Source organism: Pedobacter sp. WC2423, from assembly GCF_040822065.1.
Classification (GTDB): domain Bacteria; phylum Bacteroidota; class Bacteroidia; order Sphingobacteriales; family Sphingobacteriaceae; genus Pedobacter.
Map to the genome: position 1 here is coordinate 4,677,968 of NZ_CP162005.1, position 14,749 is coordinate 4,692,716.

General features: G+C 40.5%; 11 protein-coding genes. 8 read left to right on the plus strand and 3 right to left on the minus strand.

Annotated features, from left to right (window positions below; all coding sequences use genetic code 11):
- Positions 1-61 precede the first annotated feature (61 nt).
- The gene (locus tag AB3G38_RS19420; protein ID WP_367865437.1) at positions 62-745 is read right to left on the minus strand and encodes a LytR/AlgR family response regulator transcription factor; all 684 of its coding nucleotides are present in this window, start codon (positions 743-745) and stop codon (positions 62-64) included.
- Between the two features lie 3 nt (positions 746-748).
- On the minus strand, positions 749-2,251 hold the full coding sequence (locus AB3G38_RS19425) for a sensor histidine kinase (RefSeq protein WP_367865438.1): 1,503 nt from the start codon (positions 2,249-2,251) through the stop codon (positions 749-751).
- Between the two features lie 217 nt (positions 2,252-2,468).
- Here AB3G38_RS19425 and AB3G38_RS19430 point away from each other — a divergent pair, with 217 nt between their 5' ends.
- The 8 genes from AB3G38_RS19430 to AB3G38_RS19465 all read left to right on the plus strand — a co-directional run bounded on the left by AB3G38_RS19430 (position 2,469) and on the right by AB3G38_RS19465 (position 13,403).
- Positions 2,469-2,822, plus strand: a complete 354-nt coding sequence (locus tag AB3G38_RS19430; protein WP_367865439.1) for an ArsC family reductase — start codon at positions 2,469-2,471, stop codon at positions 2,820-2,822.
- A 138-nt stretch (positions 2,823-2,960) separates the two neighbouring features.
- A complete protein-coding gene (locus AB3G38_RS19435) occupies positions 2,961-3,698 on the plus strand; it encodes a hypothetical protein (RefSeq protein WP_367865440.1) in 738 nt (245 codons plus the stop codon).
- A 30-nt stretch (positions 3,699-3,728) separates the two neighbouring features.
- Positions 3,729-5,699: a M1 family metallopeptidase gene (locus AB3G38_RS19440; protein WP_367865441.1), complete on the plus strand. Its 1,971-nt coding sequence runs from the start codon at positions 3,729-3,731 to the stop codon at positions 5,697-5,699.
- Between the two features lie 311 nt (positions 5,700-6,010).
- A complete protein-coding gene (locus AB3G38_RS19445) occupies positions 6,011-8,473 on the plus strand; it encodes a GNAT family N-acetyltransferase (protein ID WP_367865442.1) in 2,463 nt (820 codons plus the stop codon).
- A gap of 2 nt (positions 8,474-8,475) precedes the next feature.
- A complete protein-coding gene (locus AB3G38_RS19450) occupies positions 8,476-10,302 on the plus strand; it encodes an IucA/IucC family siderophore biosynthesis protein (protein WP_367865443.1) in 1,827 nt (608 codons plus the stop codon).
- On the plus strand, positions 10,302-11,708 hold the full coding sequence (locus tag AB3G38_RS19455) for an MATE family efflux transporter (RefSeq protein ID WP_367865444.1): 1,407 nt from the start codon (positions 10,302-10,304) through the stop codon (positions 11,706-11,708). The genes AB3G38_RS19450 and AB3G38_RS19455 overlap by 1 nt, the downstream gene beginning before the upstream one ends.
- Positions 11,709-11,753: 45 nt before the next feature.
- A complete protein-coding gene (locus tag AB3G38_RS19460) occupies positions 11,754-11,993 on the plus strand; it encodes an acyl carrier protein (protein ID WP_367865445.1) in 240 nt (79 codons plus the stop codon).
- Between the two features lie 36 nt (positions 11,994-12,029).
- Positions 12,030-13,403 (plus strand): AMP-binding protein, encoded by a 1,374-nt coding sequence (locus AB3G38_RS19465; RefSeq protein WP_367865446.1) that lies wholly within the window; start codon positions 12,030-12,032, stop codon positions 13,401-13,403.
- On the opposite strand, the gene AB3G38_RS19470 is transcribed toward AB3G38_RS19465, so the two are convergent.
- On the minus strand, positions 13,400-14,731 hold the full coding sequence (locus AB3G38_RS19470; RefSeq protein WP_367865447.1) for a mechanosensitive ion channel family protein: 1,332 nt from the start codon (positions 14,729-14,731) through the stop codon (positions 13,400-13,402). The two genes, AB3G38_RS19465 and AB3G38_RS19470, sit on opposite strands and share 4 nt — an antisense overlap.
- Between the last annotated feature and the right edge of the window lie 18 nt (positions 14,732-14,749).

Consider the following 14,749-nt stretch of genomic DNA (forward strand, 5'->3'; position numbering starts at 1 on the left):
GGGAGTAAGGCTGAAAATTGACTGCTAATTTTAAGCAGGCGTTAAAAATTTACACAAATTCTTAGAGTTCCAGCAGACACTGGGCATAAGTAGGGCCGATAGGAATGATTTTTTCGCCGATCCAGATCTGGTTCCTGTCAAATTTAGTTACTGCACCTTTAGCAACTATAAATGCGCGGTGTGTCCGGATGAATTTCTGTACAGGAAGCAGTGCCTGCATTTCACTGATTGGCATCCTGGTACTCAGGGAAGGATTGTTCAGCAGACTGATCTGGGTATAATTTCCTGCAGCTTCAATAAACAGAATATCATCAATAGCGACTTTAACCTGCTCATAACCATCTTTAATAAATAGATAAGCAGGCTGGCTGGTGGCCACAGCTTTTTTGCGTAAACTATGCAGTTCTTCCGCTTTATTGCAGGCTTTTAAAAAACGGGCCAGCGAGAAAGGCTTCAGCAAATAATCAAGGGCGTTCAATTCAAACCCTTTTACTGCATGTTCTGCATAAGCAGTGGTGAAAATAACCAGCGGAGGATTACTCAGGCTGTTTAGAAAATCTATTCCATTGATATCCGGCATTTTAATATCCAGAAAAATCAGGTCTACTTCATTTTGCTGCAAATAGGCGATAGCATCAAAAGCATTGGTAAATACCGCCTGAAGTGTAATAAAAGAAACTTTGGAGGCATGGGATTTTACTATATCCAACGCTATGGGCTCGTCATCTATCGCTATGGCAATCATTTTTTAATCTAGGTTCAGCGTTAAATGTACGAAAAACTCTTTTGCACTTTCTCTGATGATCAATTCATGCTTTTTGGGATACAATAAACTTAAGCGCTGTTTTACATTTTCTAAACCTATGCCGCTATTGACTTTTTCAGGATCTCCATCAGCCTTCAGGTGAATACTGTTGTTGACATCAAAATAAAGCATGTTTGCTTTGGTTTGTAAAGTTACTTTGATATGTGAAGGGGATTGTAAGCTGATTCCATGTTTAAAAGCATTTTCAACAAATGGGATTAATAACATCGGGGAAATCTTCAGATCCATTAATTGTTCTTCAATTTCAGTTTTGATATTAATATCTACAGTAGTAGAAGTTCTCAGCTTCTGTAATTCTATATAGTTATTCAAATAATCTATATCTCTGATCAGCGAGATTTTGTCCTGCATATTTTCATGCAGCATAAAACGCATCATATCTCCTAGTTTCTGTATCCCTTCTCCGGTACGTTCTGCTTTCTCCTGTAAAGCGGTGCCATATAAGGTATTCAGTGCATTAAAGAGAAAGTGAGGATTAATCTGGGATTTAAGGAATCCAAGATTGGCATCCGATTTTCCAAGCTCTTTTCTAAGCGCAAAGATCTGTTCTTCTGTTGCATTTCTCGTTTTATAGATATACCAGGCCAGTGGCGTACTAATGATGAGTTGAGCCATCAAATGAAAAGCATTCACAATCGGGAACATTTCGCCTTGTCCGGTAATCACGACAGCTATTAAGCCAATTGGAATACAAAAGATCAGGGCTAACAACATGTTCTTACCTAAGTAATTGCGAAATTTCTTTCCCTGAGCCAGCGTATTTGGAATCAGATAATAAATACCATAAATAGTCAGGAAAGAACAAGAGCCGATCACCAGGGTCCAGGCAAGGATTACCCTGAAGTCTACGCCTATAGCCAGCCAGACCAGTATACCCAAAAACCAGAAAGCTGAAGCAAATGCAATTTCCAGTTTCATTGATTTATTGCTTTCTTCTTCTTTGTTCTCGATCAGATAAATGATTAGTTTTTTGATAGCCACATAAATAGCGGTAAGCACGATCATCCAGCCCGCATAGCTAAAACCCTGGAAGAAAATGTAGTTGTAGGCTTCATCCAGTTCATCATATTGGACAAGCATATCAGCATGGCTATAAGTCTGTGCAATACTCAATACCAGGCCGGAGAATAAGAAAACGCCAAATAATATAGAAAGATTGATCCCTGTGTTTTTCCTTTGATATAAAGGAGGCAGACAGCAGAAATTAAGCAGCAGAAAACTAAAATAAAGAATAGAATATTTAAACAACCCCGGCAAAAAGTAGTTGGAAAGATAACTGAAACTGATTTTTGCCTGTTCAAAATTATAAGGAGTATAGTGATTATTCTCTGAGCCGTTTGAGATGAGCATCATGACGGCAAAGCCATAGATAATACTCACGGTCCAGAATTCTATTTTGCTGAGGTCTTTAATATCGATTTTCATTAGTTTATAATTGTCTTTTAAAGGTGATGAAGCTATCATGTGCTACTCCATTCCTGTTCATTTAGTTTGGTGTTCTGCTGCACATGATGGTTTCATTGGATTATGATTCTGTTTCTCTGCAATACTACAAAGGGTTTTTCTTTATGCCGTCAAAATGTGATGAATGCCTCAAAAAATGTGACGAATAGGGAAATATAGGTATCTTTACGTTTATTTTATGCAGATGATAGTTTACGGAATTCCGAATTGTAATACAGTTAAAAAAGCAAGAACGTGGTTAACAGACAACGGTATTGACTATGAGTTTCATGATTTCAAAAAGCAGGGAATTACTGCAGAGAAACTTCAGCAGTGGTGTGCAGTCTTTGGCTGGGAAGTAGTTTTAAATAAAAAAGGTACGACCTGGAAAAAGCTGGCCCCGGAGCAGCAGGCGGCAGTTAAAGATGAAAAATCGGCCATTGCAGTTTTATTGAATAATACCAGTATGATTAAACGTCCTGTGGTAGAGCAGCAGGGCAAACCAATCCTGATCAGCTTTGATGATGAATTATATAGCAAATTATTGAAATAGGGAAACCATTACCTGTTAATTTTTGTTAAAAAATAAGGCGAAACGTTAAACTGAATTATATTTGGGGTTATCGCCTGTAAACCACGTTTTTTCTGGATTTCCTGAAAAGGGACAACGGCAAAACGAAAAAGAAATACCATGAAAACTTTTAAACAACTGATCGTTGTATTGTTGCTGACAATACCGATATATACCTTTGCACAAACCGGAATTACCGGAGGTGTATTTGATTATGATAACAAGAGCTTCCCGTTACAAAAAGTAACGGTAAAGAATCTGAACACCCATGAAACAACATCGACAGGTGCTGCCGGACAGTTCATGATTAAAGCAAAAAAAGGTGACTTACTGGAATTCTCTTTGCCGGGTTTTCATACTGATACTTTGTATCTGACCAATATGTTATCCAAAACTATTTACCTTCCTGCTGCATCTACTACGCTGAAACAGGTAGATATTCAGAGTGCCAAACTTTCAAAAGACCTGAACCTGAAAAATCCTAACGCAAAAGGTTTTGAGCGTGTTCATGGAATTGCTCCAACACAGAACATTCAGCGTGCAGGCGGGATTGGTCTGGCCTTTGGTTCTGGAAAAGTGAGAAGAGAAAAAGCAAAAGAAAGAGCACTGGAAGAACGGGGCGCCTATGAAGCCGAAATCAATAAGTACTTTAATGAAGAGCATGTCAATAGCCTGATTAAACTAGAGGGGCAGGAGCTCAAAGAGTTTATTGAACTTTACAGACCTACAGTGGAAAGGGTTAAGGCTGATGATCCTTTCAATTATGATTACTATATTGCTGTTGCTTATCAGACCTGGTTAAAATTACCTCCGGAACAACGGAAATTACCAAATATGAAGAAGTTAACAGGACAATAACACCTTTTTGCAATCATAAAACCCGATATAATGAATTATCAATTTATCCAGAGAACACTCCTTTTTGTAGTGTTTTTTGCTTTTAGTACCAATTCGCAGGCGCAAAAAACAGCTGCCGACAGTAATTATGATCCACATCTGGCTTTTGGCCCCTCGTTTTATACGCAGAATGGGAACGAATTCCGTTCAGCAAGTGGATATCCAGGCGCTAAATACTGGCAAAACCGCGCAGATTATAACATTTCTGCTACGTTGGATGATCAGAAGAATACAGTAACGGGTACGGTAACGATTACTTATAAGAATAACAGTCCTGATCAGCTGCCATATATCTGGCTGCAATTAGATCAGAATCTTTTTGAAGAAAATTCCAGAGGTAATGGTGTAATTAAAGCCGGCAGCCGTTATGGGGCAAGAGGTGAAAAGGTAAATGGCGGGTACCACATTTCTGACCTTGCAGTTTCTCAGAAAACGCAGGGCGTAAAGTTTACTTCTATTGTGGAAGATACGAGAATGCAGATTCGTCTGGATAAGCCTTTGGCGGGAAATGGCGAAACGATTACCATTAAAATGAATTACTCTTTTGTGATTCCAATAAATGGATCAGACCGGATGGGACACCTGACCACGCAAAATGGAGAGATCTATTCTATCGCACAGTGGTATCCAAGATTATGTGTTTATGACGATGTGTTAGGCTGGAATACGCTGCCTTACTGGGGAGCGGGAGAATTTTACTGTGAATATGGAGATGTCAATTATAGTGTTACGGCTCCTGCCAGTCATATCTTAATGGGTTCAGGAGAATTGTTAAATCCTGAAGAAGTATTTACAGCGGTGCAATTAAAGAGATGGAATGCCGCAAAGTTAAGTGACCAGACGATAGCTATCCGTACAGCTGATGAAGTGACTGATCCTAAATCACGTCCCGCAAAAACTCAATTAACCTGGAAATACAGGATGTCAAATACAAGAGATGTAGCTTTTGCTTCTTCGAAAGCTTTTGTACTGGATGCAGCGAAGATCAATCTGCCAAGCGGTAAAAAATCTCTGGCAGTTTCTGCACAGCCTGTGGAGAGTAATGGAAAAGATGGTTATGGAAGAGGGGTAGAGTATGTGAAAGCATCTATTGAACATTATTCTGATAAGTGGTTTGAATATCCTTATCCAATGGCTGTAAATATTGCTTCTAATATTAGTGGTATGGAATATCCTGGAATTGTTTTCTGTGGCTGGAAAGCTAAGAATGATGAAACCTGGGGTGTGGTAGATCATGAATTTGGTCATAGCTGGTTCCCGATGATTGTAGGAAGTAATGAGCGTAAGTATGGCTGGATGGATGAGGGTTTTAATACTTTCATTAACGGATTATCTTCCGAAGCTTTTAACAAAGGAGAATATAAAAATTCGAGGCAAAATATACAGGCTGCAGCTAAGGCGATGGCAAAGCCAGACAAAGAGTTTATCTTATTGACTCCGGATGCAATGGGGGAAACGAACATTGGTCAGAATTTATATTTTAAACCAGCAATGGGGCTTCAAATCTTAAGGAATGAAGTATTAGGTGCTGACCGGTTTGATTATGCGTTCAGAAATTATATCAAAGCCTGGGCTTTTAAACATCCTACGCCGACAGACTTTTTCAGGTCTATGGAAAATGGAGCAGGAGAAGATCTTTCCTGGTTTTGGAAAGGCTGGTTTCTGGAGAACTGGATCATGGATCAGGCGATTACCAGTGTAACACCAGTTAAAAATGGTGGTCAGCTGGAAAGCTATAATATTGTGATTACTAATCTGGAACAATTGCCGATGCCCGTTATCTTACAAGTAAAAGATAAGAATGGAAAAGTAGGAAATATTAAAGTACCTGTAGATGTGTGGATGCGGAATAAGAGCTGGACAATTAATTATCCAACTACTGTGGAGTTGCTGTCTGCTGAATTAGACCCGGAAAAAGTTTTACCGGATGTGGATGTGACCAACAATACCTGGTTTAAATAACAGGCAATAACAGACAAAACAAACGGGCAAGCTTAACTCAAAGCTTGCCCGTTTGTTTTTCAATAAATCATCATCCCTACCCTTCCCAAATTGCTTTTGTTTTGAACTTGTCGCCAGGCAACGTTTAAAGCTGTTTCCTGGAAGTTTCTCTAAAATCTTATTAGGAAATACGATTTCACTAATTCTTTCGTTACCTCAAGTTTTATTTGTTATTTATAATAATTATAAATACGTTTACTGCTATTAATTTTAATTGTTCTAAATAAGAATAATTTATTGATATGCATTATTAACCCTACATCTGCTATTACATGAAAACAACGAGTACTACATTTGACTTAGCTGAACTGCGCAAGCAGGCAGAACAAGTTAATTTTAAATCACTGATTAATTGCTGTTGCCGGGAGTTTGACAATTGGAGCCGGTATGAAGGTATTCCAAAATATGATGTGGCACTGGCTGATTATATGCGGTCAAGTGGTTACACTTCATTTCTGAGATTTGATTTTATGCGTACAGGCATTGAGGTTTTTGTACCTCTTGCTTATTTTTCTGAGAGTGGTGTTCACTCTTTCTTTTATCCGGTTGCAGAGCGTAATTGCGAAACAGAGGTGATCCGGGTTATAGACCCGAAGCGGTTTGTGGAATTGATTGCGGAATTTGCTAAGGATACCTATCCGGATGTCGATCCGGAGATTACCTTGGGGCGGCTTGAAAATAGTATACATAATTTAAGCGGTTATCTTTTCGACTTCCAGTCCAATAACCGTAAGGCTAATCAGCCTGAAATGTCTTTTATTGAGGCAGAACAAGCCTTGATACTTGGGCACAGCGTACATCCGCTGCCCAAAAGCAGAGAAGGATTTACTGAAGCAGAGCTGGCAAAATATTCTCCGGAAACCGGCGGACAGTTTCAATTAAATTATTTCCTGGTTCATCCGGATAATGTCATTGAAAAGAGTGCTGAAGAAGTATTGACTACGGTACAGCTCAGAAATGATTTGCTGGCTGGAGGGCACGAAACTTTAAAAAATATAGTAACGCAATATCCGGACTGGAAAGTAGTTCCGGTACATCCATGGGAGGCAAAATATTTATTAGCGCTGCCCGAGGTAAAGGAGATGCAAGCGAAAGGACTTTTACATAGTCTGGGTGAGTTCGGACCTTTGTTTACGGCGACCTCATCGGTTCGTACCGTGTACAATGCAGAGAGCGAATGGATGTATAAATTCTCTTTACATGTTAAAATCACAAACTCCTTCCGTGTCAATTATCCGCATGAACTGCACCGTGGATATGATGCGAGTGTTTTATTAAAAACGGCCTGGGGTCAGGGAATCGGAAAAGATTTCCCGGAAGTAAACTTCATGACTGACCCTGCCTTTATCATGGTAAGTTACCAGGGGCAGGTGATTGATGGCTTTAGCACAAGTATCCGTCAGAATCCTTTCCGTGGAGCAGCTGCGAAAAATAATGTAGGTATGGTGGCTTCTTTAACTCAGGATGGCATATTAGGGCAAGCGCCAAGAATGCTGAATTTGATAACAGAGGCCGCAAACCGTCAGGGGAAACCTGTTCAGGAAGTTGCGATTGCCTGGTTTATGCAGTATCTGAAAATTACCATTAAACCATTAGTCGGTGTCTTTAATAAATATGGGCTGGGTGGAGAATACCATCAGCAGAATATGCTGGTTGAGTTTGATGCGCATCTTTTCCCGGCCAGACTTCACTTCAGGGATAACCAGGGATATTTTTTCCGCCAGGGTAAAGTAGAAGAGCTTTATACCGTCATTCCTGATTTTGGAATCGATAGCAGATCTTTTATCGGAGAACCAAGATTGATCAACTTTCATAGCTATTACTTGCTGGTGAATCATTTGTTAGGTATGGTGAATGCTTTAGGCAGAAGCGGACTGGCGGACGAGCAGGTGCTGATCAGTTTGTTATATGATGCCTATTGGGCAGAAGAAGAAGCAGATACCACTGGTCTGGTTGCACATCTGCTGAATAGTACTATATTAACTATTAAAGGGAATTTACTGACCAATCTGAACAATATGGATGAAGCCAGTGCGCCCAGAACACATCCTGCTGTTTATAAGGAATTCCCAAATCCATTAAATAAAAAGGTCTTTTCGAAAGAACTGATCAATCCTAAAGGTAAAGAGGTTGTCTTTAGCCGCTACTTTCCGAAAGAGGATGTGGAAATCACGATTCGTCCGTTAGACCTGGACCGCGATCTGGAAATGCTGCATGAGTGGTTTCACCGTGAACATGCATTGAAGATCTGGAAGATGAACTGGCCAATCCGTGAGCTGGAAACATTTTACCGCACCTTGCTTGCTGGAAATGTAGTGAACAGTTATATCGGGGAAGCGAATGGTGTACCTACTTTCAACTTTGAAGTTTATTGGGCCTGCCGCGATTTAGTAGGCAAATACTATGATGCTTTACCAACTGATTATGGCACTCATCAGTTTATCGCACCCGTTGATCCTAAGTTGAAATTTGCTTCTCCATCTACGCAATCCATACTGGACTATGTTTTTGCAGAGCCAAAGGTTGGAAAAATGGTAGGAGAGGGTGCTGTAGATTCTATGGCTTCGATTATGAATAAGGCACATGTGGGCTTCAAAATCGAAAAGGTAATCGAATTGCCGGATAAGAAAGCCAATCTGAATTTCTGTTATCGCGAATGGTACTGGGCAAAATTCCCGGCAGCCAAAGATTTTAGAAATGAACTGGTCTCAGTAATTAAGCCTAAAATATCTTAGAAATGACAACGACAAATTTACTGGAGAGCGTAAAGCCTCTTGATCTCACTCTATGGGAAAAAGTGAATACGGATCTTTTTGCCAAAACATTAGCAGAACTGATGCATGAGCAGGTTGCGCTTCCACAAATCAGCAGTGAAGAGCAGGACGGGCTGATTCATTTCAGGTTGAATACCGATCATGAAAATATCTATTATACCTTTTCGGCTTATCCGCGATTGCTGGATTACTGGCATATCGTAAAACCTTCAATCCTGAAGCATTCAGATGGGGCGGCAAAACCAGCAACAGATGTGCCGGCTTTCTTTACCGAAGTGCAGCAGACTTTTGGCCTCAACTCTTTTACACTCGCACATTATATAGAAGAAATTCTGCATACGCTATATGCAGATGCCTTTATTCAGGCTAAAGGACGGATGGCGGTAAGTACTTTAGCCGATGCGGATTATCAGACCATTGAGCATCAGATGGAAGGGCATCCCTGGATTATTGTCAATAAGGGAAGACTTGATTTTAATCAGGAAGATTACCTGAATTATGCGCCGGAAGCAAACCAGGCTATCAGGTTGATGTGGATCGCAGTACACCGTAGCCGTGCTGCTTTTAAAGCAGTAGAGGAAATTAATGAACAGGAGTTTTTTGAAGCTGAATTAGGTAAAAAGCAAATCAATACATTCCATAACTATTTATCAGGTAAGGGTTTGGTGCCTTCAGATTATCTGCTGATGCCTGTACATGAGTGGCAGTGGAATAATAAACTGCTCATCTTATTTGCGGCCGATATTGCTGGCCAGTTATTGGTTCCTTTAGCATTTGGTGATGATATTTATTCTCCTCAGCAAAGTATTCGTACATTTTTTAACCTGAGCCATCCCGATAAACATTATGTAAAGACGGCTATTTCTATTTTAAATACCGGAACAGTAAGAGGTTTGCCGCCAAAGCAACTTGCTATTGCGCCACGCTTAACGGCCTGGCTTAAAAGTATTTTGTTGACGGATACTTATTTACAGGATCTGGGTTTGGTGCTTTTGGGTGAAGTGGCCACAATTGGTTACTTACATCCTAATTATACCGGGATTATAGATCCGCCATTTCAATATAACGAATATCTGGGGGTATTGTGGAGAGAGAGTCCTGGGAAATTCTTAAAACCAGGAGAAAAGTTAATGACCATGGCTTCTCTTTTATATGTGGATGATGCAGGAAAAAGCTTTATACAGGAACTGATCGAAAGGTCGGGTCTGAGTGCTGAAGACTGGTTAATGAATTATCTGAATGCTTATCTGAAACCATTGCTGCATATTTATTATCAACATGCAGTTTGTGTAAATCCGCATGGGGAAAACGTGATCCTGGTGATGGAAAACTACGTTCCTGTCCGTATTGTGCTGAAGGATTTTGCAGGTGATATCTTACTGAATGAAGAGGCTCAGGCGAAATTGCCGAAAGACTTCTCTGAAAATATGATTCTTTCTTCTAATCCTGAAAATGTACCCTTAGTGATTTTGATCGGGGTATTTGAAGCTTATTTCAGGTATCTGGGAGATATTTTCCATACCAGGGTAGGTTATCCGGAAAAATCATTCTGGAAATGTGTCTATGAGGTGATTCAAACTTACCAGGAGACACATCCGGAACTGAATGCGAAATTTGAAAGATATAATCTGTTTGTACCGCATTTTAAGCGTTTGAATATCAATAGTCAGCGCTTATTTAATGGCTATAAAGAGACGACAGGCTTTGCCAGGTCATTTAAAAGCGGTCAGCTGAGTAATCCACTGACTTTATTCAGAACCGCTGAAACCGAAGCTTTAAAAGAGAATTAATGAAGACACTTATTTTGCAAACGCGGTCAGTACTGCTTTTGCTTCGTCAGGCGTTAAAAGGCACGGAAAAGAAATTCACTACCGGTGGTATTAACCGGGCCATTGTACTGTTATCTGTACCTATGGTACTGGAACTGACCATGGAATCTCTTTTTGTTTTCGTCAATATCTTTTTTGTCAGCAAGCTGGGTACGGGTGCGATTCTGATCGTGGGAATTACACAGTCTATTACTGCGGTCGCTTACGCTGTAGCGATGGGCCTGAGTATTGCTGCATCCACTATTATTGCCAGGCGCATTGGAGAAGCTAAATTCGAAATTGCCGGTTCTGTTGCTATGCAGGCCATTTATGTAGGCGTAAGTATTGGAGGATCTATTGCGCTCTTATTATGTGTTTTTTCTACGCAGGTATTACGTGCAGTAGGTGCTGCAGATAATTTGATTGTACAGGGACATATCTTCTCTCAGCTGATGCTGGGCAGTGTCTTTTTACTGATCCTGAGAATGTTGTTAAACGGAATTTTCCGGGGGGCGGGTGATGCAGCTATGGCGATGCGGAATTTATGGGTTTCGAACCTGATTAATATTATACTCTGTCCGGTACTGATTTTTGGCTGGGGCTTTATTCCTGCTTTTGGGTTAACCGGAGTTGCACTGGCTACCGTAATTGCCAGGGTGATTGGTGTCATTTATCAATTCTGGTATTTAATTCAGGGGAAAACTATCATTGTGATCAAAAAGGCACAGCTTGCTTTTGTACCGGAAATTGTAAAAAGCATTTTACGTTTAGGTTTTGCAGGTACATTTCAATATCTGATCCCTTCTTCAAGCTGGCTCATTATGACTAAAATCATTACGCATTTCGGAGCCGATGCTTTTGCAGGTTATATTATTGCGCAGCGGGTAGCTTCTGTAGCTACTATGCCAGCGTGGGGTATTGGAAATGCGGCGGGTGTTTTAACCGGACAAAATATGGGTGCCAATCAGCCCGAACGTGCAGAACAGACGGTATGGAGAGCAGGTTGGTTTAATATGTGCTTTTTAAGTCTGGTTGCTGTATTCTGGCTGTTTTTTGCAAAGGATGTTATTGGCATTTTTACGAACGTGCCGGGTATCCTTCAAAATGGGGTTATGTATATTCAGTACCTGTCTGTTGCTTATGTCTTGCTGGGATATACTATGGTCATTTCCAGAGCACTGAATGCTGCAGGGAATGTCAGGCAGTTAACCATGCTCTACGTCCTGATGTTTTATATCACTCAGCTTCCACTAGCCTGGTTCCTTGGAATTAGCATGAACTGGGGAACTAAAGGCGTCTTTATTGCGATTCTCACTTCCGAACTCGTACTGGCTATTGCTTGTATTATCATCTTTAGAAGAGGTGAGTGGAAGAAAACAAAAGTTTAAAAAAAAGGGAAGCTTTGCTTCATCCTAACCAAAAAAACAAACAACATGAACATGTCACCAAAATTACAAGAGGTTTTTGCTACTGCCTTAGCAATTCCTTCAGATCAGATCACAGCCGATTTGGCTTATCAGAGTATTCCTGAATGGGATTCCATGTCGCATATGATATTGATAGCAGAATTAGAATCCAGTTATGCTATCACCATTGAAACAGAAGATCTGCTGGAAATGAACAGCGTACCTAATGTGATCTCCGGCTTGCAAAAGTACGGGGTCGAAGCCTGATTAAACCGCTCTATTTGACTAAAAATATAAAACAGCATGAGACTTTACGATTTAATTTTAAATAATAAAAACCTGGTTTATGTTGATGCCTTAACGGATACGTCGTATGGGGTCAATGAATTTCATCAATCGATTACGATTGATGACCGGAAAGCTGTGGTTTTCTTATATACTGACAATAGGATAGGTTCGGTGGAGGTGTTTTTAAATTTCTTACAGAGCCGTTTTACGGTTACCTTATTAAGTCCGCAACTGGATATTCAGTTTAAACTGGAACTGGAACAGGCTTATCAGCCATATTATATTTATGATCCTTCCAGAGCAGATATTGATGGATTTGATATTTACGAGGCATCTTACAGGATTCACTTATTTAAAAACCGGTCTGAGCCAGATTATCCAGTCGATGAGGAAATCAAATTACTATTGAGTACTTCAGGAACTACGGGTTCTCCAAAATTTGTGAAGCTATCAGATGAAAACCTGGTACAGAATGCATATGCTATTTTGGAATTCCTTCCAATCCGGGCAACAGATGTGACACCACTTAATGTGCCGGTTATTTTTGTCTATGGGTTATCTATTTTTACCAGTAATTGTATTGCGGGTGGAAAAATGATTTGTACGAACCGGGATATTTTACAGCAGGAATTCTGGATAGATTTCGATAAATATGAGTGTACTTCTATCGGAGGTGTCCCTTATGTTTATGAGATGCTGAACAGGATTGGCTTTTTCAAAAAAGAATATCCTTCGTTAAGATATATGACACAGACAGGTGGTATTCTGAACCATACTTTAGTTCAGGTACTGGCTGAACATAGTAAAAATCAACAAACACAATTTTTCGTGATGTACGGTCAGACTGAAGCTGCGGGACGGATGGCCTACCTGCCACCGGAAGATCTCTTTACTAAAAGCACTTCTATCGGAATACCGGTCAAAAACGGGAGTTTTGAGATTGATCCGGATAGCAATGAACTGATTTATCTTGGCCCTAATATTTTTGGGGGTTATGCCAGGAAACTGGAAGATCTGACTACGTTTCAACAAGCTGAACGCCTTCAAACCGGGGATGTAGCCAGAAAAGATGAAGATGGCTACTATTATATTATCGGCAGAATCAAAAGGATCGTGAAATTATTTGGTACCCGGATGAACCTGGACGAGGTAGAATTGATTTTGAAAAATGCATTGGGCGGAGAAACTTTTGTTTGTATGGGCATTGAGGATAAATCAATCCTTGTATTGCATTTAAATGAAGAGCTGGCTCCTGAACAGGTTAAACAAATACTCAAAGAAAAATTAAATGTGCACCCGAGTATGGTCAAAGTGAAATTTGTGGAATCGGTTCCTTTAACGCCAAATGGCAAGATCGATTACAGTACAGCGATTCAGCTGATAAATTAAAGATTTCCCTGGCGGGAAGCCGGCGGACGGCTGACGGTCAGGGGATCATTAAAACTAATACTGGTCGTGTCGCCGGAGGCTTCTGTTTCATAAATCTGAAGGTCGAAGTAACGGGCAGCAGCAATCAGGTGATCAAAAATATCGGCCATGATATATTCATAATCTGCCCATTTTGTAGTACTTGTGAAAGCATAAAGCTCTATAGGTAATCCATTCGGTGTAGGGGCAAGATGTCTGACCATCATGGTCATTTTTTTATGCGTGCCTGAGTGATTGTTCAGATAGTTGTCAATGTATTTCCGGTACAATCCGGCATTGGTCAGGTTTCTTCCGTTAATTAAAAGAGATTTGTCAATCCCTAAGCGCTCGTTGTTTTTATCGATGTCTTTTTGACGGTGTTCGATATAACTGGTGAGGGATTGTATTTTCTTGAATTCTTCAACCTCAGCAGGGGTAATAAACCTGATGGTGGCTTGCTTGATCAGGATCGCTCTTTTGATCCTTCTTCCACCTGCTTCACTCATCCCACGCCAGTTCTGGAAGGAATCGGAGATCAGGGAATAGGTGGGGATAGTGGTGATCGTTTTATCAAAGTTCTGCACTTTTACAGTAGTCAGGTTAATTGCAATCACATCTCCGTCTGCTCCATATTTAGTCATGGTAATCCAGTCACCAATCCTGACTGTATCGTTGGCAGTCACCTGAATGCTGGCTACAAAACCCATAATGGTATCTTTAAACATGAGCAGCAGTACAGCTGATATAGCACCCATTGCGGTGAAAAAGGCAATAGGAGACTGGCCTGTCAGATGAGAAAAAATGATGACTGCACCAATCAGGTAAAGGATCATCCGCAGTACCTGGATATAACTGTCTATCGGTTTTTCCCGGAAAGTTGATTTTGTCCGCAGGTCATCACCACTGGCTTTGATCAGTGTCATTGCAATCCAGATCACAATAAATACCATATAAACATCGGTAATTGTATTCATAGGTTTGATCATGTCCGGGAAATCCAGAAACAGGATCGGAATGAGTGCATTAACCAGGATCAGCGGTGCGCATTGTGCTAAGAAATGGGGAAACCTGTTGTTGAGCAGGTGATGAAAGAACATGAATTTTGAGCGTTTGCTGGCCCGGATCAAAATAATCCTCAATATCCTTCTCACCGTGTGGTGAAAAATATAGATGATAATAAGCAGGGCAAACATCAGCAGGAAAAGATTGACAAAAGCTGCCAGGTCTTCGGGCATTCCCCATTTGACCAGCAGGTTATAAGTCCATCGGCTGCTTGTATTTAAAGTATGGGTAAATCTAAATTCTCTCATTCATGTTCCTCAGCAAGG